Source organism: Kamptonema formosum PCC 10802 (assembly GCF_000332335.1).
In the GTDB taxonomy this organism is placed as follows: Bacteria; Cyanobacteriota; Cyanobacteriia; order Cyanobacteriales; family Oscillatoriaceae; genus Oscillatoria.
Genome location: NZ_KB235948.1, coordinates 3,780,623 through 3,801,645, shown reverse-complemented (window position 1 = coordinate 3,801,645; position 21,023 = coordinate 3,780,623). Strand labels below are relative to the sequence as shown.

Sequence of the window (21,023 nt, the reverse complement as noted above, 5' to 3'; positions counted from 1 at the left end):
AACCTTTTTGGGCTAAAGCCCAACTACGAACCTTTTTGGGCTGAAGCCCAACTACGAACTTTGGGCTAAAGCCCAACTACGAACTTTGGGCTAAAGCCCAACTACGAACCTTTGGGCTAAAGCCGAACTACGAACCTTTTTGGGCTGAAGCCCAACTACGAACTTTGGGCTAAAGCCCAACTACAAACTCTGCCGATTAACACTTAAAATCTGCCGGTGTCAAGGGGGAATCTCTTAAAAAAGACTCTTCTTAATCAACTCTTAAGCTTCCTACCCGTCTTTTGGGCCATCGTCCGAGCTCTGAACTCCATCGTCCGAGCTCTGAGCTCCATCGTCCGAGCTCTGAACTCCATCGCCCGAGCTCTGAGCTCCATCGTCCGAGCTCTGAGCTCCATCGGTCGAGCTCTGAGGTCCATCGCCCGAGCTCTGAGGTCCATCGCCCGAGCTCTGAGGTCCATCGGTCAAATATTTAGAGACGCGACATGTCGCGTCTCTACAAGTGTGGAGTTTCTTCGCGCCATCGCTGGGTAGAAACTCCCCCCCGCCGGCAGAGGCGCGGAGGGGGTTGGGGGGTGGGGTCCATCTCACCGGCTACAGTGCCAAATCCGTCACCGCACCAACACTGCTCGAAGAAACCAACTTGGCGTATTTCGCCAGCACCCCTTTCGTATACCGGGGTTGAGGCGGTTGCCAACCGGCGCGGCGGCGCTGCAACTCCTCATCCGCAACCTGCAGCTGCAACAGCCGGTTGTGGGCGTCAATGGTAATCATATCCCCTTCTTGAACCAGAGCAATGGTCCCGCCGACAGCCGCCTCAGGCGCAACGTGGCCCACAACCATCCCGTAAGTGCCGCCAGAGAAGCGCCCATCAGTAATCAGCCCCACCTTATCCCCCAAACCGGCACCGATAATCGCCGAAGTGGGAGCCAGCATTTCCCGCATCCCTGGGCCCCCTTTTGGCCCTTCGTAGCGGACAACAAGCACATCGCCGGCTTTTATCTCACCGGCCAAAATCGCTGCCAAACAGTCCTCTTCCGACTCAAACACCCGCGCCGGACCGGTAATTTGGGGATTTTTGATGCCGGTGATTTTCGCCACCGCACCTTCCGCCGCCAGATTCCCCCGCAGGATCGCCAAGTGTCCCTGAGCGTACATCGGACTGTCCCAAGGGCGGATCACATCCTGACCTGCCGGTGGCTCCTCTGGAACGTCCGCCAGCACTTCCGCAACTGTTTTGCCAGTTACCGTCAGGGCGTCCCCGTGCAGCAAACTTTTAGCCAGCAACATCTTCATCACCTGAGGGATTCCGCCCGCTTTATGCAAATCAGTTGCTACATAGCGCCCCGAAGGCTTGAGGTCGCACAGCACCGGCACGCGAGCGCGAATCGCTTCAAAGTCATCGAGGGCCAGCTCAACACCGGCGGCGTTGGCAATAGCCAGCAGGTGGAGCACCGCATTGGTCGAGCCGCCCACCGCCATAATCACCGAAATCGCATTCTCAAACGCCTTGCGAGTCAGAATCTGGCGCGGCAGAATCTGGTTGCGAATCGCCTCTACCAAAACAAAAGCCGATTTCTCTGTGCTGTCAGCTTTTTCCGCATCCTCAGCTGCCATAGTAGAGGAATAGGGCAGGCTCATCCCCATTGCCTCAAAGGCACTAGACATGGTATTAGCTGTGTACATGCCGCCGCAGGAACCGGCACCGGGACACGCCTTGCGCTCAACCTCCATCAGCTCTGCATCGTCAATCTTGCCAGCGCTGTATTCCCCAACCGCCTCAAAGGCGCTCACCACCGTCAAGTCCCGCCCGTTGTGATGGCCCGGTTTAATCGTGCCGCCGTAGACAAAAATCGCAGGGATATTCATCCGCGCGATTGCAATCATCGCCCCTGGCATATTCTTGTCGCAGCCGCCGATCGCCAGCACGCCGTCCATGCTCTGGCCATTGCAAACCGTTTCAATCGAATCAGCAATCACTTCCCGCGACACCAGGGAATACTTCATGCCCTCCGTTCCCATCGATATGCCGTCGCTGATGGTAATCGTGCCGAACATCTGGGGCATGGCACCGGCACCGGCAGCGCCCGCAACAGCCCGATTCGCCAGATCGTTAATCCCCATATTGCACGGCGTAATCGTGCTGTACCCATTCGCGATGCCAACAATGGGTTTAGTGAAATCCCCGTCCCCAAAACCGACGGCACGCAGCATCGCCCGATTTGGCGAGCGCTGCACGCCTTGGGTGACGGCAAAGCTTCTGAGATTCTCTGGCATCTTGGTTCCTTCCCGTGAAAGCATCTGAATATCAGCGGTCCGCCGGTCGAGGTGCCGGTAGAGGTGCCGGTCTTCAGCAGCCGGCCCGAGGCGGCGGCGAATCTGTCCGCCCGTGGTCCCAATGGTTCTTGCGTTTGACCAGTAACTTTTTGACCTTGTGACTGGCGACCGCTGACCGCTATTTTTGACTGTCTCACTAATCATACCCCTTTGAGCTGCTTTTTATGCCAACAGAGTGGGGTCAATTTGAGACAATTTTAATCAGCTGTCCGGGTGCTGCCGGCAGTTGGGCTGACTCAAAAGATTAAAACCAAAATTTTATGTCCTTTGAGACTGTGAAATAGAAGTGCCCACGATTAGACTTGCGTACCTGTAATAGCGCATTGAGACAGATGACATGGATGCCAACGAACTTTTAGAGCGATACGCTGCCGGTGAGAGAGATTTTCGGGAGGTAAATCTGGTAGGAGCCAACCTGCCAGGAATCGACCTGACTGGGGCCAACATGCGGGATGCCGACCTGCGGGGCGCTCGCCTGGCGGGAGCCAAGCTGCGCGGGGCCAACCTGCGAGAGGCATCTCTGCAAGAGGTCGATCTCAGTGGGGCCAACTTGAGTGAGATAAACCTGATTGGGGCGGACCTAACGCGAGGCAATTTAGAAAAAGCCAACCTCACTGAGGCTAACTTGAGTCGCGCCAACTTAAGTGAGGCGAGCTTTCAACAAGCCAATCTGATTGAGGCGATCTGCAGTGAAGCCAGACTTCTGAAAGCCAACCTGCGCTGGGCGAACCTCAGCGACGCCAACTTCAGCCGCGCTTCTGTGAGTGATGCCGACCTGAGTCGGGCCAACTTAGAGTCGGTCAACCTGACCATTGCCATTTTGAGTGGGGCGGTACTGGAGTCGGCGAACCTCACCAATGCCATCCTCAATGGGGCCAATCTCAGTGGGGCCGACTTGAGAGCGGCTAATTTGAGCAAGGCCAAACTGAGTGGGGCCAACCTGGCCGGTGCCAATTTGAGCAAGGCGCAACTGCGGGGGACAAACGCCAGTTGGGCAACGCTGCGGGAAGTCAACCTGAGTGGGGCCACCCTGCACCGGGCCAAGCTGAGCTGGTCAAATCTCACGGGAGCTAACCTGCGCGATGCTATTTTGATTGACACCAATCTCTATCGCGTCAATCTCCGGGATGCCGACCTCAAGGGGGCAATCATGCCGGATGGGACAACCCACGATTAGACCGGCACCTCCTTTGCGCTTCGCGAGCCGGTGACAGTAAGGCCAAGGGCAGCCCCAGGCTTCAGCTCTCTGGAAATTTCCGATTTGAGATTTCAGATTGAAAACATTCCACTCCCTCTAAAATCTCCAATCTCAAATCTCAAATCTCTGGATGCGCCCTCAGGTGCCCGCTTGTCTGCCCTGTCGATTTTTTTTCACTCCGGCAGTTTGGTGCCGGTGGCACGGCAGAACTAGCGGCCACCCAGGCGCTTCTAACTTAGAATTATACAAGCTAACATCGCACTCTATAAACCAGATTTCTTTAACACACTGGGTTGCTGGTGGCCACGCTTGGATCACTCAGGGACGCACACTTTTCAGGGCGCTAAATGGCGGTTTCTTGAGGAAAAATCAACTTGCTAAAACTTCCCCTACTTCGCTCGCTTGACTGGGAGAGTGTTGCGTTGTGTCATGGGAGGCTGCACTGTCTGTGCGAGTCGGATTAGTTGGGATATCTTCCGGATTCTCCTCCCTTTAAAAAGCAAGACCTAATAAACAGAAAGCAGCACACAAAAAAGGCCGGACAAAAATTTTATGCCTCTTGCAAAGCCCCCGAAGCGCCGCCGTGGCGGGGCTTCCGAATGCGCCACCTCTTTTTCTGGCATGCCGGTGGGACGCGAACGAGCTGCTCTCTAAAATTGGTGAGGTAAGTGATATGAATGTTGATGAACTGCTGCAGCGTTACGCTGCGGGCGAAAGAAATTTTAGTGAAGTCAACCTGATCGGGGCGAACCTAGAACACGCCAATCTGAGTGGGATTAATCTGAGTCGGGCATCTCTGGGATCGGCTTGTCTGAGTCGAGCTTTCCTCACCGGCGCTTGTTTGAGTGGTGCCTTCCTGTACGGAGCGGATCTCAGTTATGCCAAGCTCTCGGAAGTATCCCTGACTGACGCCGATCTGACAAAAGCCAACCTCCTCGGAGCCGGGCTGGTGAGAGCAAATCTCAGCGGTGCCAAACTCAGTGGGGCTGTGCTGGCGGCGGTCAACCTTTCCAGCGCCAATTTGCGGGGCGTCAACCTCTGTGGAGCCAATCTCAGCGGCATCAATCTCCGCTGTGCCAACCTCACAGACGCCAACTTGAGTTGGGCGAACCTGAATGGAGCCAGATTGAGTGGGGCGCTACTGGATGGGGCGTTGCTCAATGGCATTCAATTGAGCGGGGCGTACTTAAACGGAATCAACCTGAGTGCTGCCGATCTCAGCGGGGTGAATTTCAGCTCGGCGAAACTGAGTGGAGCCAACTTTAGCGGTGCCAACCTGAGTGCCGCCAACCTCAGCGATTGCCAGCTGCGAGTGGCCATCCTGAAAGCCGCCGATCTGCGAGCCGCAGATTTGAACGGGTCCTCGCTGAGAAAAGCTGACCTGAGTGAGGCGAACCTGACTAAGGCTAATCTGAGCGACACGGACTTGAGTGAGGCTGATTTGACTAATGCTAACCTGAATTTGGCCAATTTGTCCAATGCCGACCTGAGAAAAGCTCAGCTGCGGGGAGCCTACTTGTGGAAGGCTGTATTAAACTGGGCGCTGTTAAAGGGAGCGGATTTGACCGGCGCTAGTCTGCGGGGGGCGCAGATGGAAGCCTCTGACTGGCGCGAGGCGGTTCTGACTGGGGCAACTCTGCCGGATGGCACGACTTGCGCCCCTTGAAGTGCCGGTCGATCGCGTTTTTCATATTCGTGAGGTACTGAGAACCCCGGTTTCTTAAAGAAACCGGGTTTCTGACGCCCGCTTCATCCACCGGCAACCCCCTATCAGCACTGAACCGCCTGCCAAAGTTGATTGACGCTAACAAATTTATAGCCTCGATCCAGCAGCTGGGGAATCAGCTCGGCGGCTGTCTCGGCTGCGTCTTCTCCCCCAACGTAGCCGTCGTGCAAAACAATTAGGGAGCCCGGTTTCACTTGCTGCATCACCCGCCGCACCACCACCGGCACCCCCGGGCGCACCCAGTCTTCGGGCACGACGCTCCACATCACAGGACGGTAGTCCCACTCCTGCAGCCAGCGCAAGGTCTGGGGGGTGAAGAATCCGTTGGGAGGTCGCACGTCTCGAACGTGCTGCCGCACATATTCTAAGTCCAGCTGGCAGGCACCGGCAATCGCAGCTTGGGTTCGTTCCAGACTTTGCTTGAGTTCCTCACCGGCAAGGCAGGGAAACGAGCGGTGCGTCCACCCGTGCAGCCCAATCCAGTGCCCCCGCCGGCAGGCTTCTTTGGCCACTGCCGGGGATCGCTCAACGCAGACGCCCAGCCAAAAGAAACTGGCCTGAACCCCGTAGCGGTCTAAAACTTCCAGCAGTTGGGGCGTGTGCTGCGGGTGCGGGCCATCATCAAAGGTGAGCGCGATGGCCCGAGATGTTTCATCGCCAGCCCACAGGCACTTGGAAAAGGCCGGTTTGAGAATTTGATACACAATGGGATATAGCGGCGCGAATTGCACTATGTCTCACCTCCGACTGAATACTTTTCTCCCGTCCCCGTCCCCGCGCCTTGTGGGAATCCATCCTCCTGTCCGAGTTCCCAGGCTCCTTAAGGGAGACACATGCGGCAGAATCCGCCTCCCACTATAACCTGCAGGCATTCAATATAGAGCGGCAGCCTGTCAGCGACCGGCTGATTCAGGCACTTGGCCAAAGCGCAAAGCGCGATGTTTAGATAAATTGATTGGGCAGAAATAGATAAATGAGCGCTAACCGTTGCGATTTTCACCCTATGCGAATTGGCCAGCTAGTCTCAATTCTAGCTGGAATGTCTCTGGCAGCCGGCCTCACCGGCTGCAACACCGTCACGACGGACAGCTATGAAGCCACGGCGCTAGTAAAATATACTTGGCAAGTCGAATACTCGCTCAGCCCCGCCGGCGAGAAAATGCCTCGGGTGGAAAGCTTTGCCTCCACTTCCTTGCTGAATCGCAATGGCCAGAAGCCAGAAGGAGCGGTCACCGGCCCTGACGACAAGGGGTTGTGGTGGCCTGCGCTGCCGCCGCGCCCAGCACTCGCTGAAATGGAAAAACGGCTCCAGAAGCCCCTAGAAAAAGCCAGTTCCCCACAGCTGTTGAAAACAGTGGATTACCGACTGATTTATCTTGAAGACGGGCAAACCGTCACCCTGCCGACAAACTATCAAGTCTACCGGCTGGTGGCCAAAGCGCACCCCTCCCGCACCCCACTGAGCCTGACCTTGGGACCGGGCGATGCCTCTGTGGAAAAAGCCGAACCCCAGTAAGGCCACGGCAAATAGGGCCGTTTAGCTCCCAGGCTGGCGGCGGCGGTGCCGGTGGCGGCAAATCGATTGTTGCCAGCGCCAGATGGGCTCTGGAAGCGAGGGTTCGGGGGCGGTTCCGCGCCCAATGGGATCGAGTGTTCAGAAAAGCCCTATCCGAAAAGTTCTGTCAGTTGGCGCTCCTGAGCCAAGTCGCGGATCAGTGAGAGCTTAGAGCGGATATAAGCGTTGAGGACGCAGGCTTCATCTGGATTGAGCGAGCGCTTTTGGTTGAACTGCTTGAGCAACCACTGCTCCAAGCTGTCATCATCCAGGTTTAACAGCATGTTCGCTTGGGTAGTTTCAATCAAGATCCAGAGCTGGCGCAGCATTGAGGGAGTCATACAACCTCCTAGCGTTACTCCCCTTTCCGGGGATGGTGGGGTGCCGGTCCCGACGGGCCGCAAGTTGCCAGACCGCCAAAATCGGCCTTTAGATTTACTTAATGATTCCGTTCTCTTTCCACCATAGCTGAATTTGGAGGAATCGGCGGTAAGAAAACACAATCTGAAACAAGATTTACAACTGGCTTAATAAAAAGAGGGATATCTTGACTGAAGGCTGAGCCAAAGGTAACGAAAACTTAACGATCCTGTGAGGGAAAGGTTTTTTGCTGGGAATGTTGAATTCAGGGCTTCCGAGCCCGTTGAGTAAAAGCTCTCAGCCCCCTGCCCTCTCCAAGAAGCGGGTCTTTTTGTTACAATTCTTTGGGATGTGTGCCGGCGGCGCTGGTGAGAGGCAGGGATGATGCCGGTTTTGGGGGAAAAGGCGGGGGAATTGTATTTTTGTATTCTAGATCACTCTTGACCTGGCCAGCTTTGCAGGGGGGAGCGCCGGTGGGCGACTCCAGCATGCCGGTGCGCTTGGGGGCTGCCGGTGATAAAAATTTAAAATTGCTTTTCTCCCCCCACCCAAACGCGACATGTCGCATTTCTATAGATGGTTTCAGTTAGATGAAGTGCGCATAAGAAAGCCGGTTTCTTAAAGCAACCAGCTTTCTCAGCACCTCACTAATATGAAAAACCCTATCAACCCTTTCCTTTTGCCCCTTTTCCCACAATAGTAGAAGCCGGTATTAACCGGCCAAAGATTTCCGCACTTCCGAACTCCGCCAGTAGGGTTTGCATTCGACACCCCCCTGAAGGTCAGAGAAACCGGGTTTCTTGGTGTCGCTTGAAGAGAAAGCCGGTGTCCTGTTACCGGCGTCTCCTGTCAGTCGGCCATCGGTGGTAGACTCTGTTGCCTTCTGAGTCCTCTGTATAGGGGATAAAATGATTAAATTTTTTGAGATTATCCAACCCAGTCACGATGCGCAGATTCGACTCGACATGCAACCCGCAAACATACTTGTGTTTGAATGGAATGATGTGGTCTACTACGTGGAGGATTCCAGTCTCCTCAGTCAGGATGCAAGCTTGCTGGTAAATCTCTTCTATCGCTTGGTGGTTAGCCCAAGACGGACAGCAATTGAGTGCAGCAGCTCGTCTCCTGGCATCTTTCGCCCTCTTTTTCCCTTGGCAGCGCTTCTCCCAGTCCAAGGCAAGTGCTTTGGCTTTCTCTGGATGAGTTCTTTCCCATTTCCTCCATTTATCTTTAAGCCGCTCTCTGTTCTTGAGGTAATAAGCCCGCCATCGTTCCCTCTGCTTCTGAGGGTTTTCTTTCCTTTGGCGGTTTCTCTGGGCGTAGAGACAAGTTTTGCATCGGCTTTTCAAGCCCTCACGACCCTTGGGATCTCGGAAAAAAAACTCCAAAGTTGCGGGAAAGGATTGACCGCACCCCTGACAAATCTTTTGATTCATTTTCCTGTTCCTTTAGGCTGAATCTTGGCAGAGCGGTTACGCTAGCACTCGGGAAAGCCGGCTCAGATTAGCTCAGACAGGTATAGCAGTATGCACTTAGATTAGGACGTGGGCATTGGGCATTGGGCATTGGGCATTGGGCATTGGGCATCATCGCAAAAAGCTGTGAGTCTTCCCCATGCGCCATGCCCCATGCGCCATGCCCCATACGCCATGCCATTAGTGTCCTAACCAATATGACTGCTGCTATAACAGCCAAAGGTGCCGGCCATCTCGGAAGGGCACTTTTGAGTGAGCGCCCCGTTTGTGTCCAGTACCTAGCCACGAGAGCGCGCTCCACTCAGAGTTTGTGCTGTGCTGTGCTGTGCTGTGCTGTGCTCAACGCCTTACGGCATCAAAGGTTGGGACAGCAAAACCCTGGCATCGTGGCCGGGGTTTTTGCTAGGGTGCTCAACGCCTTACGGCATCAAAGGTATGTCGGGCACCGCAGAGGCAAGGGGTTCAAATCCGTGCTCAACGCCTTACGGCATCAAAGGTTGGGACAGACCCACCTACATTCTACCTAATTGCAAGCACCCCTGACCGCTCAAAAAACCCCAAAAAGCAGACCGGCTGGAAGTTTTCCGCCCCGACTGCCGGCACAGCTACTTCACAGCCAGAGGTGCTTGCCTCAGGCAATCCGATACGCCTCTTGGGCCACCGACCATGCCCCAAGAGGTAAACCGGTGTGGCCCGAACCAGAACCAAGCGAAGTTTTACTGGCTTGCCGTGTCACTGACCACTGGAGACAAAACCTCTAACCAATGGCCATACGTTCTTCGGCAATTGCTAGAATTCTACCAATTTTCTGCCAATTTTCTGCCAATTGCAGCCTAAAACCCATGGAGAATAGGAGGGTCGAACTCCTTACCTCTGCGGTGCGATCGCAGCGCTCTACCAACTGAGCTAATTCCCCGAAGCAGTCTGCGGCCAGGGCGAGGGTCACTTGTCCAGGACATTTGTCCGCCGCTCTCTGGCTGCCAAAAAATATATTAGCACTCTCCGACGGATTTTGTGAGCACCGGCCTGTCAAAAATTTTTCCGGCACGCTCCAATTCCAAATCGGCCAGAAAGTCCACGGCCCAGTTCGCCTGCCGCTGGAGCATGTGCAGCGGATAGGTATTGGCCACACCAACCACCTGCATGCCGGCTCGCTTGGCGGCTTGAATCCCGGCTGGGGTGTCTTCAATGGCCAGACACTCGCGGGGCTGCAGCTTCAGTTCGGGATAGAACTGATTGAGGCGATCCACCGCCAGCAGGTAGCCATCGGGTTCTGGCTTGCTGGCGGTCAAGTCGTCACCGGCCACAATCACAGGAAAGTGCTGGGCCAGACCGGCGCGGCGCAGCACCGAATCGACTTCCAAGCGCAGGGCACCCGTAACCAGGGCGATGGCCAGCCCAGCCCCGCGCACCTTCAAGATAAAATCTTCCAGCCCGGGATACACCGGCAACTGGTCAAGTGTTTGCAAATACTCCTGATACGCTTGCGCCTTGCGAGCCATCAGCCCTGATAAGTAGCTTTCCGAGACAACGCGCCCCCGAATGGCCAGCAAGTCCGTGATGCAGGCTCTATCGCTCCGCCCCAGACAGAACTGCCGGAACTCCCCTCGTTTGGGCCGCAGATTTTCCTCAATCAGCAGCTGCTCCAGCAGCCGCTCGTGGATTGGCTCGTCATTAATAATGACGCCGTTAAAATCAAACAGTACAGCTTTGAGTGTCATGCTAGTGTGCTGAACGCCGGAGCCGGCCAACCTTCTAAATCCCCTCCGTCTGGGGTGTCGGTTCTTTGCCAGACGCCTCGGGCGGCGGAGGCGGGTGAGTCGGAAGCTGAAATGGGTTTGACGCCCCGGCTCACCTGGTAAACCCACCAGATGTCCTCGGTGCGCACTGCCCCAAATCCAGCCGCTCCCATCCAGGCACCCACACTGCCGGCGGCGTAGGCTTTAATCTGCGGTTCCTCAAAAATATCATTCAGCCAATCCATCTGGCGCAGCATTTTCTGATTGCCGTCGAGCACCACCATCTCCCCGCCGGCGGTGAGCAGCCGAAAGCTTTCCCGCACGATGGCTTGCGATACGGAGGGCGGAGTTTCGCTCAACAGCAAAGACGCCGCAACCAGGTCAAAGGAGGCGTCGGGAAAGCCGGTGCGCTCAGCACTGCCGTGACGCCACTGAATCTCCAGCCCAGCTTTCTTGGCTTTATATTCCGCCATCACCAGCATGCAGGGCGATAAGTCCAGACCGATGGCCTCAGCTCCGGGGAAGGCTTGTTTTAACATCAGAGTCATCGAGCCGGTGCCGCAGCCCAAATCCAGAATCCGTCGCGGGCGGCAGCGAACGGCATCGGTCAAAGCTTGGCGCACAGCAGTTTCGGAAGGGGGCAGGGCATACTGCGTGATGGCATCGTAGGAAACCGCTGCCTCTGGATTCAGGTAGCCGCCCTCTATGCCGTGGAACCTCCCAGTCCTGTAGTAGTCGGGATAGGTTATATTTGGGTTTGCCAGCCGCTCGCCTTCTGCCTGCCAGTCTATACTGTCAGAGAAGCGCCTCAGCTCCTCCTGACCGGTCAGGTGCCGGACGACCGGCCCTAAGAAGCGCTCCCAAATTGTGTCAAAGCGAACAGGCATGATGACTGAGTGAGGATAGCACTGCAGGTGGGCCGCTCAATTGGCACGCCCCTCTTTATTAAAGTTTAATAAATTTGTCGAACTTTTAATAAATCTCTAAAATGCACAAGTATTGCCGGCAGTCGGGGCACTCCCGACAGAGGAGGGGCTGGGGGTTGCTGTGCCGGGGGCAATCAGGGGGCGATGGGGCCAGGGGGTGATGGGGTCAGGGGGTGAAATTTAGCATCATCTTCTCCCCCCGCTCTCCCGCGCCGCTGGCAAGTGCCAAGCTCTGGCTTGGGGGGAGACACACCGATACCCGCTTACTTCTTTACTGCCACGCGGCAGTGAAATATTGCCCTAGGGCAAAACGTCAACTACCTCCTGACGGAACTTTAAAATTAAAAGTTCCTTCAATAAATTTTATGGCTAAAACGACTTGACAGGTTCGAGAAAAGGTGGTAAAATTTGCATGGACAAGCACGCTAGAGGGCGAACCATGAAGAGAATAAATATGTTGCTGGGTGCGGGAATTGCACTGTTGGTTGCCAATCTGCCTCTTCCCGCTTTTGCCCAAAATTCAATCAAAGTCGGGGGCAAAGACATTCCTGTCGTCAAGGAACTGCCCATTCTTATCATGCGCAATGCCATGGGGATGCCAGCCATCAGTTACACCGAGAAGAGTGCTGACAGACGCTACCGGCTGGTCGAAGTCCTGCCGACTCTGACCCAAGAGGTGCAAGTCTCACAACCTCCCGCAGCAAAATCCCTGTTCAGGATGGCAAGAGTGTACGACAAGAAAGAAAACAAGATGATGACAGCGGCGTTGCCTATTCAGTTTCAATCGATGGGCAGGTAAAACTGTCAGGGGGGTGGCGGACAGGGGGAGTGATTCGCCGGTCGGACCCCCCAAGCTGGAACAGCCAGTCTTAGGGCATCCGACCGAAATGTCAGCGCAATAAAGGATAGACTATATCAGGGATGCTTGCCTAAACGCCCGCCCTCACTGCCCTGCGCTTCTATTCTCCATACCGGCGGGGCTCTCTCAAATAATGAGTGATTAAAGGGAGACTGGATGCTCGTTTTCGCCGGGGAGCAAAGCGCTCCCTGCGAGCCAAAACCGGCAGAAAGCAGAGCAGAGCGAAAAAACCGAAAGCCATAAAAAAAAGGGAGGCGCTCGCCTCCCTGGAGGGCAGAAAAGCCGGTGACGCCAGGCCAGGTAGTTTCAATCCCGTTTCCGGGATTCATCTGGCAAAAAAGATTCTTCTCCTGCCGCCGGCTCAAATCATTATCGCATTGATTTCGGCAGATTTGCACAACCCTTGACGCTCCCGAGGGAGCCACCCAAAAGGCACCGACTGCCCCCTGGGTTGCCCCCACCACTGACCGCAAAGTCCCCCAAAGCAAACCAAAGACGGCACCGCCGGCAATCGGGAAAACCGCGCCGGACAAGCCCCGCACCGTGGCCACAGCGAAGGCCAGCAGATTCAGTGGCTCAAAAAAGCAGAGCAGCAGGCAGCTCAGCAGCGCCACCGCCAGCCAAAATTGAGGACTTTTTAGCAGTGCTGCTAGCGACGAACGCTGCCGCAACGCTCTTAAAAAGGATGCCTCTTTCATGAGTCAATTTTGTTATCTAAAGCTGTTTTAGCCAGGCGCGTCACATAAACTGTCACAAGCACTGTGGCAATTAACCCAACTATCCGCAGCAGCCACTGGAGGGTGCTGGGCTGTTGCTGGGTTCCCAAGGTAGCTAAATCCTTCCCCAAGGAACCAAGGTAAACGTACATAACCGTTCCCGGCATCATGCCAATCCAAGAGGCGAAAAAATAGTCTCTCAGCGAGACTTGCGTGACTCCAAAGGCATAGTTTAACAAATTAAATGGAAAAATGGGAGACAGTCGGGTTAAGCCGACAATTTTCCATCCCTCGCGGGCGACGGCTGCATCAATTGCCTTGAATTTCTCATTCCCCACTATCTGCTTCTCAACCCAGCCCCGCGCCAGATAGCGCCCCACGAGGAAAGCGGCTGTAGCTCCCAAAGTGGAGGCAATCGAGACGCAAACAGAACCCCAAACCACCCCAAACAGAGCGCCGGCACCCAGCGTCAGGACAGATCCGGGTAGAAACAGCACTGTAGCCAGAATGTAGATGAGGATAAAGGCTGCAAATCCAGCTGCGCCCAGACTTTCAGTCCAGGAAAGGGCACTTTTCAACAGTCCCTGGAGGTTGAAATATTGCGCCGCAACCGCTAGCTCAACAACTAGCACAATCCCAGCTATCAGTTTGATTTGGGCAGACAGTCCGTTTTTCACAGGGTTCTCCATTTTTCTTTCAATCTAGCATATCTAACTTATAGCGGTTTTCAGTTGGATAAAGTACATGCCAGAAACCCGGTTTCTTTAAGAAACCGGGTTTCTCAGTACCTCACTCAGCAGTAGGGTGCGTTCCAGGGAAACGCACCCTGCGCGTCAAACTAACGCGCCACCGCAGCCCGAACCGCACCCAGCCGAGCAACCGTAGCAATAGGGAGCCGTCTTGACGTCGTCTATTAAGTCTAAGCTGCTGGCAGCGAGCAAGTCAGCCACAGTTAGAGTTTCGCCTTGGGGCGTTCTTGCCGGCAGATTTTCCATCTGGTTGAAGTCGCAATCGTAGACATTCCCCAGATAGTCTATCGAAAGTTCATCGCGGCACATTAAACGCTCAACCGTAGCGGAATTGAAATTGTCCTCCAAAAAATGCAAGTAAGGCTTGAGCAGTTTTTTGTGTTCCAGATGGAACTTCGTGCGCCCCACCGGCAGATTAGTAATCGTGAGCAACTGGTTAAAGACGATGCCGAAATGTTCTTGCAAGAACATTTTGTAATCGCGCTCTAGCTTCCCCTGCTCAGGGGGCAGAGAAAAATTATCTGAGCTGGGGATCTGCGGATTATACACCAAATCCAGAATTAAATTCTCCTCGCGCCCGTAACCCAGCTGATTCAGCAGCTGAATCGCCCGAATGGAAAGGTCATAGACACCGGCACCCCGCATTTTATCCACATTATCTGGCAGGTAGCAGGGAAGAGAAGCAATAATTCTCAGCTGGTGTTGCTGGCAGTATTGTGGGATATCCTCAAACCCTGGCTCGAAATAAATCGTCAAGTTAGAGCGGACAATGACCTGCTTGCCGGCAGTCCGTGCGGCTTCTGCCAGGGGCTTAAAACCATAGAGCATTTCTGGCGCACCTCCGGTGATATCCACCGTTTTAATTTGAGGAAACCGCTGAATCAGTTGAATCATTTGGGCGCAGACTTCTGAAGAAAGTTCCTCAGCCCGCTTGGGGCCGGCTTCCACGTGGCAGTGAGTGCAGGCGAGATTGCAGCGCTTGCCCAGATTGATTTGCAAAACGCTGATTTTGCGCTTTGTTAAAGGGCTGGCAATCTTTTCGCGAAATGGTGTGAGAGCGGTATGAATTGGTTTTGCCTGAACCATTTTTGGGGGTTTTTATTTTCTTCCTGATTGTCACACAATTTTACTGCCAATGTCCGCTATGAGGGGCGGATGCGGGTCAAGTATTCTTCTGAATCCTTAAGAAGCCAGGTTTCTTTGAGAAACCGGGTTTCTGGCCCCAGCTACCCTCCAAACAAACCCGGTTTGTGGGATTAGCGCTAGCTGGCTACTTCCCAAAGGTAGCTTTTACCGATGGCCGCATCAGGTAATACATACTAACTGCGGCAAGGAGAAGGCTTATAAAGCCGAATTTAGCGCCTAAAATAACCTCAATAATTGAGATAATAAGGGTAAGGACTTGGCTGACTAGCGCACCCGTCCAAGCCGAATGCTTGAGTCGCCACAGTTGCCAACAAAACACCAGAGCGGCTATCGCCAGAGCTAAGGATAAAACCCCAATCGCTATCCCCAAACTGCCGGACAGTGCCTCTCCTGAAACTGTGCGATTGGGGGCGGCGACGTTCGATAACCCGACGATGGCTAAGCCGGCAAGAAGGAGGTAGATGCCGGTAATGCCTTGCAAGCCGGTAAGTACATTAACACCTGATGGACGCTGACGCTCGCTCACAAATTATCTCCTGTTTTGCTGTGTTTTGGGTAAGGAGGGGCGGGGCAAGTCAATATCGTCTGTCTCTGGCAGACATCCCTGGCCAATCCGCCCCTACAAACATTTTATAGCGGTTTTCAGTTGGATGAAGTGCGCCCCAGAAACCCGGTTTCTTTAAAAAACCGGGGTTTCTCAGTACCTCACAAAGGATGAAAAATGGTATACCGGCAGCCTTCAGCAACAGCTGTCTGCACTGCAGCAGGAGGCACTGTCATTGCTAACTGTTTCCCGGTATTCTGAGCCTTTGGTTTCTTGCGGGTGCCTCGTGCCGGTGCGCTCGCAGTCAAACGCTTCAGCTTCCTCTAGGGGAATGTTTTGATAGGGTTCCACCGGCAGGATATCGCGGTGATAGGGGCCATTGGGGTCAGTTAAGATATTATAGGTCTTGTCACAGATGGCTATGCGCTCACCCCGCCGGTAAACATGCCCATTATCATCGAGCACCTCTTTCCAGGGTCCTTTGTAGATAGCGGCTTGGTTGCGCTCCCAGCAGGGGCCATCTTTTCCTTTGTAGGCGCGGACGGTGAGGGAGCGAAATTCAATGCCATCAATGACTTGCCAGGGTTCGACTTGCCGGCTGATAATTTCAATCCCGTAGAAACCCGATTCCTCGAACATTTCCAAGAAGGTGTCTTCCCGGAATGCGCCGGCAATGCAGCCACTCCACAGGTCCGGGCTGTTGAGGATTGCCGGTGTGGGGTTCTCGTCACAAACGATATCAGAAATAACGGCTCGCCCGCCGCGCTTTAGGGCGCGGTAAATTTCTCGGAACAGCTGCTGCTTGTCTTGGGGGCGAACCAGATTCAGCACGCAATTGGAAACGATGACATCAGCGCTGTCGCTGGGGATTAGGGGCTGAGAGCGCCGCAAGCGCTCGCACTCAGCTTCAAATGCCGCCAGCTGCTCAATGGAGGTAATCGGGTGTTCGTCCAGCCACTGCTGAGCCAGCTCTAAATCCAGGGCGAGGTCTTGAATTTTACCCTTGACAAAACGCACATTATCGTATCCAATTTTGCTGGCAATTTCAGCTTGATAGTTCTTGGCCAGCACCCGCATCTCGTCGTTGAAATCGACGCCGATAACTTTGCCATCCTTCCCAACTTTCTGGGCGAGGATGTAGCAAATTTTGCCGGCCCCTGAACCCAAGTCTACCACAGTTTCACCGGCATTTACATAGCGCGTCGGGTCGCCGCAGCCGTAATCTTTTTCCAGAATTTCTTGCGGCAAAATGTCCAGGTAGCGGGTGTCGTATCCGGCAGGGGGGCAGCAGAGGGCCGGCTCAACAGCTCGGGCACCGGCTTTGTAGCGTTCTAGAACCGCAGTTTCTACATCATAGGCAGGTTCTGCTGTCGGCAGATCAGCGGTGGCGATTTCGGTCATAGGTATGGAGTCTAACATCTTAAGTCTTTTTACCAATCTGTGAGCGAAATTGAGATTTTTTACAGAAAAATTTCAGGAAGTCTGGCAAGGTCGCCTGAGGGAAAGTTCAGGCCACACGAGCTTTCGCAAGGTTGAGGGCGGCTCACAGCGCAGTATCTCATTGTAGCGGGTTCTTGCAGGATGCCGGTGGGGCTGGCCCCTACCGGGCCCGCACCCAGCATGCTATACTCCTCTGTAAGTGGCGGAATGGGTCAGCGCCACAGCCCAAAAGTTTGTAGTTGGGCTAAAGCCCAAAAGTTTGTAGTTGGGCTAAAGCCCAAAAGTTTGTAGTTGGGCTAAAGCCCAAAAGTTTGTAGTTGGGCTAAAGCCCAAAAGCTTTTCATAAATCCCTCCGCAGTTATTATACCCGGCAGGCAGCGTTTTTGTAAATACCAGCGGTTGCCCCCATTGCGCTTCTGTTAGCGCCAATTCACCAAATTGCCCCAAACGCTCGCCCCCACAATTCCAGTTTGGGGTCTGCCGGTGGACTTTTGAAAGTTCATTACGGCAGCTTTGGTTTTCCGCCCAAAAACCCCGTCGGCGATCAGATTAACGTTCCCCCTGCTGTTCAATCTCTGCTGCAACTCTTTGACTTTTGGCCCCCTTGAGCCTTCCTTTAAAAACACTCCGGGCCCCTCGGGCCAGAATAAATACTCGTCTATCAGGACAGCCTGCCAAGTTTCTGCCCCCACTACCCCATTGGCGGTGAGTTTTTTAGCCTGCTGCAATTTGAGGACGGCTGCTTTGGTTTGCGGCCCAAAAATGCCGTTTAGCGAACCTGGAGGGTATCCTGCATAATCCAGCAACACCTGCAGTTCGGTGACTTCTGGCCCTTGCGAGCCTTGCCGGAGGATAATGGCTGCGGATTCGGCTCTAGCTGCTGCAACAGTTACAACAATCGGAGCTAAAAATTGTTCATACATATTTTTACAAATTCCTAATTTGGCGGGAAAAAATTAAGCTGAGATGCTAATGGCAAGGGGGGGGAGCGAGCGCAAGGCGTGCCGGCAGGGCTTAACGCCGGCTGCCAACGGTGCGCTCGCCTTCTAACCGGCTGCCGGTGAAACCGAAGCCCTCACTTCCTTATCTATCCAGTCCATAATTTCTTGATTGACTTTTTCCGGATATTCATCAAAAGCGCAGTGACCGGCTTTTTCAATGTCCACCAGCCGCACATTGGGATTTAGCAGCTTGAACTGCCCAGCACCGGCAAACGGCACAACCCTATCTTCCTGACCCCAAACCAACAGAATGGGCGTCCGCAGGCAGGGCAACAAATCTTTCACGCTGGGGCTGTAATTATCGTCGCTTCTCGATTGAGACAGCCGGCAAAAAACGGCCAGCGCGCCCCTATCTTGCGGTGGCGTGGCAAAAAGGTCGACTAATTCCTCATCCACCAACTCCGGGCGAATGTAAATTTTTTGCAACACGCGGCGCAGCAACCAAGGCTGGCGCACGATCTTAAAAAGTGGCAGCAGCAGCAGGGGATTTGCGAACATTCGCTCCAAATATCTCGCCCAAGCGGGCGGCTGTTTTGGCTGAGCGTCTGGCAGAGCCAGCAATGCCAAGCCGCACGCCATTTCCGGATGGTTCGCCACTGCAGTCAGCCCGATGAGCGCCCCCAGGGAGTGCCCAACCACTACAGCCGGTTTGCCAATGAAGGTGCGCCAGAAATCGTAAACTAAATCCGCCCAAAGCCAAACACTGTATCGAGCGGGCGCTTTTTCAGAAGCGCCAAAGCCCAAAAAATCAAGAGCGTAGATGTGGTGTTCCTCGCCCAAGGGCTTCAAGTTCGAGCGCCACTGTCCGAGGGCTGAGCCAAAACCGTGCAGGCAAATTACCGGCAGTGCGGTTTGTTTGCCGGTGCTGTTGCCTGCCGGTCGGATGTAGGTGTAGCGAATTTGCCAGCCGCGCCAGACCCAATCTCGCTGAGATCCAAGCTGGGCGAGCCGGGCGGTAATTAAGGATTGCGTTCCCATCTTGTGCCAAGGTGCTTTCTAGTTCCATATTAACAAAAAACCAGCTTTTTTGACAAATCTCTTTTCCTGTAGGGTGCGCTTCCCTTGGGAAGCGCACCAAAGCTGTGCTGGAAGCGGGAATAAAGATTGAGGAAAAAGGAGAGATTTACGCTTCGGTGCGAGAGCGCAGGATTTCCCTGACTTCCATTAAAATCTGCCCCAGCCTATTTTTGCCACTCCCATCAGCGCCGCAGCCCCAGTAGTAATCGATGGGGGAGTTCTCGACAAGTTCTTCGCTGCCGGTGGAGAGCAGCAGCTCGCGGATGTCGGCATGGGTTTCAAATTTGCGCAGCACGCCGCGCCGCATTATGCCGTCTTTTACTTGCTCCCAGTCAGGACGCAGGGGGCGCTTGCGGTCGCGCCCCATTTTGGCAGCATCCTTGGGGGTTTTTGCCTGCTGGATTTGCTCTGCGTGGGGCGTGCCGGCAAATTTTTGGGCTTGAAAGTAATGCTCGCTGGTTGGCCAGTAGGCTCCATCCAGCTCAAAGCCGTGGGGCGAAAAGTTGGAGAAGCCGCCGTATTTGTCGCGGGTGCCGTAAAAGTAAACAGTCATCTCGTCCTCACCGGATTGTGCGCGCGGTATAGGTTATTTTTACCTCACTGTCTGGTGCAACCGCAACCGTAAATTCGGCGGTTCGCGCATCCAGCTGCCTGTATTCGTGGCTGCTTTTTAGAATTTGCCAGTCACCCCAGAAGCGCTCCACGACGGAGACTTCTGCACTGTCCTGCTTGCGGTTGCGGATGGAAATTTCAAAGCTTTCCTCAGTGACGCGCTCTGAGATTTGTTCGAGACTGGTACGCTTGCGCTCGCCGACAACATCAAACGAGTCGCCGATGTACAGGCGAACCTTTTCGTTGCGCGGGGTGTGGTTGATGGAGTCTTCTCCCAAAAATTGCAAGTTGCCGCGAGCGTCTGCTTTGTAAACTCTGACTGTGCCTTTTGGTAGCGGCACGCCCATGTTGTTTTCTTGGCTATTTTGCAGTTCCAGCACGACGCTGACTTTCCCCTGCTGCGTGTCGCCTCCTTCCCCCGGAGCGGACTCACCCCACTGCTGCTGGTTGCTGCCATCATAGACGAGTTTGCGCCGCACCGGCACGTCTGCTGCCGAAAGTAATGCCATCTGTTTGGTTTCGCTGTCTCGCACGGTGGTCGTGCCTTGCAGGGTGTAGAGGTGGTACTCGAAAAAAGCTTCTTCTTGAAACTGGGGCTGCGCTGCTTCCGCAAAAACTGCAGTAGACTTAGCAAGGTACAGCACCGGCTCTCGCACGCGGCGCACGTCCCCTGCAATTAACTGCAGCTGAGCGTCAGGATAAGTAGCGCCGCTGCGATTGTCTAGCGTCACCCAGGCGGTGATGTCTACTTGGTTTTCTTGCTGATTGACAACGGCTACATAATTGGCTTTCCAGCTGATGCCGTTTGCTAAATAGGAAACTTCTGCGGTGTGATCTGCAGCTTCAGTTACATCCAGTTCCCACAGCAGCGAAGGACGGGACACTAATCCTTCGGGCATTTCATTTAGCTCGATTTCACCGGCAGGATTGAGCACGATGCGCCCATCGCTGAGGCGAATAACCACCTCCCGGTCTTCATAAGAGCCCAAAGCCGGCGGATTCAGCAGGGTGCCTTCCAGCACTTCAATCTGTCCGTCTGGGTTGACTCGCCGGAAGCGGACTGTTTTGCCTACAGATTTATTCAAGATGCTGCTCGGATTGAGCAAGTCATACTGGTAGTTTTGCTCGCGCACAACCACTCCATTCGGTGCGGTGAGCGATTTGAGACTGATTGAGGTGGGGTCGATTTGCGCCGCCACGTCTTCATACCGGACAAAGTTCTCACCCTGGTTGAGGTGGATCTGGCGCTGCTCGCGCACCACTGCGAAGTCCTGGTTGTAAATGGTCAGTGAAAAGCCTTTACTGTCTGTGCCGGTGGAGACTGTCGTGTTTTGTGCTTCTGTCATTTTAAACTCTTGATGATTGATTGGTACTTTCTTTCAGTTTGTGGGGGCGTCAGCTCTTGCGCGAGTTGAGGAACCCTACTTTGTTTTTGCCCTACCCTCCGCCGCAGACGCGATTTATAGCAGTAGCCACTTGGGGAACGGACATTAGACCTTCAGGGCAGGCGAGACGCCTGCCCTACGTCTATATCTCGTAGGATAAGCGTCTCGCCTGTTCCAGTGTCCTCAACTGACTGGCTGTTGCTATATCGCCTTTCTGCAAGATAGGAGAGGGGGGGAGAAA

Annotated in this window: 21 protein-coding genes and 1 tRNA gene; 5 read left to right on the top strand and 17 right to left on the bottom strand. The window is 54.4% G+C overall.

The features are described 5' to 3' along the window. Positions 1-591: 591 nt before the first annotated feature. Positions 592-2,274 (bottom strand): dihydroxy-acid dehydratase, encoded by a 1,683-nt coding sequence (gene ilvD / locus OSC10802_RS0116375; protein ID WP_026098544.1) that lies wholly within the window; start codon positions 2,272-2,274, stop codon positions 592-594. Between the two features lie 397 nt (positions 2,275-2,671). Here ilvD and OSC10802_RS0116370 point away from each other — a divergent pair, with 397 nt between their 5' ends. Continuing rightward, positions 2,672-3,511, top strand: coding sequence for a pentapeptide repeat-containing protein (locus tag OSC10802_RS0116370; protein ID WP_017717854.1), 840 nt, complete (start codon positions 2,672-2,674; stop codon positions 3,509-3,511). Between the two features lie 694 nt (positions 3,512-4,205). Continuing rightward, positions 4,206-5,198, top strand: coding sequence for a pentapeptide repeat-containing protein (locus tag OSC10802_RS0116360; protein ID WP_017717852.1), 993 nt, complete (start codon positions 4,206-4,208; stop codon positions 5,196-5,198). Between the two features lie 104 nt (positions 5,199-5,302). Here OSC10802_RS0116360 and OSC10802_RS0116355 read toward each other — a convergent pair whose 3' ends face one another. Next, on the bottom strand, positions 5,303-5,989 hold the full coding sequence (locus tag OSC10802_RS0116355; protein WP_017717851.1) for a polysaccharide deacetylase family protein: 687 nt from the start codon (positions 5,987-5,989) through the stop codon (positions 5,303-5,305). Between the two features lie 242 nt (positions 5,990-6,231). Here OSC10802_RS0116355 and OSC10802_RS0116350 point away from each other — a divergent pair, with 242 nt between their 5' ends. Beyond that, positions 6,232-6,774, top strand: coding sequence for a hypothetical protein (locus tag OSC10802_RS0116350; protein ID WP_232731692.1), 543 nt, complete (start codon positions 6,232-6,234; stop codon positions 6,772-6,774). A gap of 149 nt (positions 6,775-6,923) precedes the next feature. Here OSC10802_RS0116350 and OSC10802_RS0116345 read toward each other — a convergent pair whose 3' ends face one another. The 3 genes from OSC10802_RS0116345 to OSC10802_RS44445 form a co-directional block, all read right to left on the bottom strand. After that, positions 6,924-7,154 carry a hypothetical protein gene (locus OSC10802_RS0116345; protein ID WP_026098542.1) on the bottom strand — a complete coding sequence of 77 codons (231 nt, stop codon included), beginning with the start codon at positions 7,152-7,154 and terminating at the stop codon, positions 6,924-6,926. 353 nt (positions 7,155-7,507) lie between these two features. Next, complete coding sequence (locus OSC10802_RS0116340; RefSeq protein ID WP_017717848.1) at positions 7,508-7,741, bottom strand: hypothetical protein; 234 nt, start codon at positions 7,739-7,741, stop codon at positions 7,508-7,510. A gap of 265 nt (positions 7,742-8,006) precedes the next feature. After that, positions 8,007-8,609, bottom strand: coding sequence for a hypothetical protein (locus OSC10802_RS44445; RefSeq protein WP_017717847.1), 603 nt, complete (start codon positions 8,607-8,609; stop codon positions 8,007-8,009). 236 nt (positions 8,610-8,845) lie between these two features. Between OSC10802_RS44445 and OSC10802_RS50070 the strand changes: the two genes are divergently transcribed. Further along, positions 8,846-9,175 (top strand): hypothetical protein, encoded by a 330-nt coding sequence (locus tag OSC10802_RS50070; RefSeq protein ID WP_155967907.1) that lies wholly within the window; start codon positions 8,846-8,848, stop codon positions 9,173-9,175. Between the two features lie 316 nt (positions 9,176-9,491). On the opposite strand, the gene OSC10802_RS0116325 is transcribed toward OSC10802_RS50070, so the two are convergent. The 3 genes from OSC10802_RS0116325 to OSC10802_RS0116315 all read right to left on the bottom strand — a co-directional run bounded on the left by OSC10802_RS0116325 (position 9,492) and on the right by OSC10802_RS0116315 (position 11,274). After that, a tRNA-Ala gene (locus tag OSC10802_RS0116325) sits at positions 9,492-9,564 on the bottom strand. A 76-nt stretch (positions 9,565-9,640) separates the two neighbouring features. Further along, on the bottom strand, positions 9,641-10,369 hold the full coding sequence (locus tag OSC10802_RS0116320; protein WP_017717845.1) for an HAD family hydrolase: 729 nt from the start codon (positions 10,367-10,369) through the stop codon (positions 9,641-9,643). Continuing rightward, positions 10,366-11,274 (bottom strand): class I SAM-dependent methyltransferase, encoded by a 909-nt coding sequence (locus tag OSC10802_RS0116315; protein WP_017717844.1) that lies wholly within the window; start codon positions 11,272-11,274, stop codon positions 10,366-10,368. Before OSC10802_RS0116315 ends, OSC10802_RS0116320 begins: the two co-directional genes overlap by 4 nt. 478 nt (positions 11,275-11,752) lie before the next feature. On the opposite strand from OSC10802_RS0116315, the gene OSC10802_RS0116310 reads away from it, so the two are divergent. Continuing rightward, positions 11,753-12,112, top strand: a complete 360-nt coding sequence (locus OSC10802_RS0116310) for a hypothetical protein (RefSeq protein WP_155967904.1) — start codon at positions 11,753-11,755, stop codon at positions 12,110-12,112. A 116-nt stretch (positions 12,113-12,228) separates the two neighbouring features. On the opposite strand, the gene OSC10802_RS53025 is transcribed toward OSC10802_RS0116310, so the two are convergent. From OSC10802_RS53025 to OSC10802_RS0116260, 9 genes are all read right to left on the bottom strand, one after another. Further along, positions 12,229-12,870: a TVP38/TMEM64 family protein gene (locus OSC10802_RS53025; RefSeq protein ID WP_026098541.1), complete on the bottom strand. Its 642-nt coding sequence runs from the start codon at positions 12,868-12,870 to the stop codon at positions 12,229-12,231. Beyond that, the gene (locus OSC10802_RS0116300; protein WP_017717842.1) at positions 12,867-13,577 is read right to left on the bottom strand and encodes a TVP38/TMEM64 family protein; all 711 of its coding nucleotides are present in this window, start codon (positions 13,575-13,577) and stop codon (positions 12,867-12,869) included. Before OSC10802_RS0116300 ends, OSC10802_RS53025 begins: the two co-directional genes overlap by 4 nt. 144 nt (positions 13,578-13,721) lie before the next feature. Continuing rightward, complete coding sequence (gene arsS, locus OSC10802_RS0116295; RefSeq protein WP_017717841.1) at positions 13,722-14,723, bottom strand: arsenosugar biosynthesis radical SAM (seleno)protein ArsS; 1,002 nt, start codon at positions 14,721-14,723, stop codon at positions 13,722-13,724. Positions 14,724-14,907: 184 nt separating this feature from the next. After that, positions 14,908-15,309: a hypothetical protein gene (locus OSC10802_RS0116290; protein WP_017717840.1), complete on the bottom strand. Its 402-nt coding sequence runs from the start codon at positions 15,307-15,309 to the stop codon at positions 14,908-14,910. Positions 15,310-15,522: 213 nt separating this feature from the next. Then, on the bottom strand, positions 15,523-16,728 hold the full coding sequence (locus OSC10802_RS0116285; RefSeq protein ID WP_017717839.1) for a DUF8838 domain-containing protein: 1,206 nt from the start codon (positions 16,726-16,728) through the stop codon (positions 15,523-15,525). A gap of 458 nt (positions 16,729-17,186) precedes the next feature. Next, entirely contained in the window at positions 17,187-17,690 is a 504-nt protein-coding gene (locus OSC10802_RS0116280; RefSeq protein ID WP_017717838.1) for a peptidoglycan-binding domain-containing protein, read from the bottom strand. Between the two features lie 123 nt (positions 17,691-17,813). Then, on the bottom strand, positions 17,814-18,746 hold the full coding sequence (locus OSC10802_RS0116270; RefSeq protein ID WP_017717837.1) for an alpha/beta fold hydrolase: 933 nt from the start codon (positions 18,744-18,746) through the stop codon (positions 17,814-17,816). 145 nt (positions 18,747-18,891) lie between these two features. Continuing rightward, on the bottom strand, positions 18,892-19,338 hold the full coding sequence (gene ybiA / locus OSC10802_RS0116265; RefSeq protein ID WP_017717836.1) for a riboflavin biosynthesis intermediates N-glycosidase: 447 nt from the start codon (positions 19,336-19,338) through the stop codon (positions 18,892-18,894). 7 nt (positions 19,339-19,345) lie between these two features. Next, positions 19,346-20,743 (bottom strand): DUF4139 domain-containing protein, encoded by a 1,398-nt coding sequence (locus OSC10802_RS0116260; protein ID WP_017717835.1) that lies wholly within the window; start codon positions 20,741-20,743, stop codon positions 19,346-19,348. Positions 20,744-21,023: the final 280 nt, after the last annotated feature.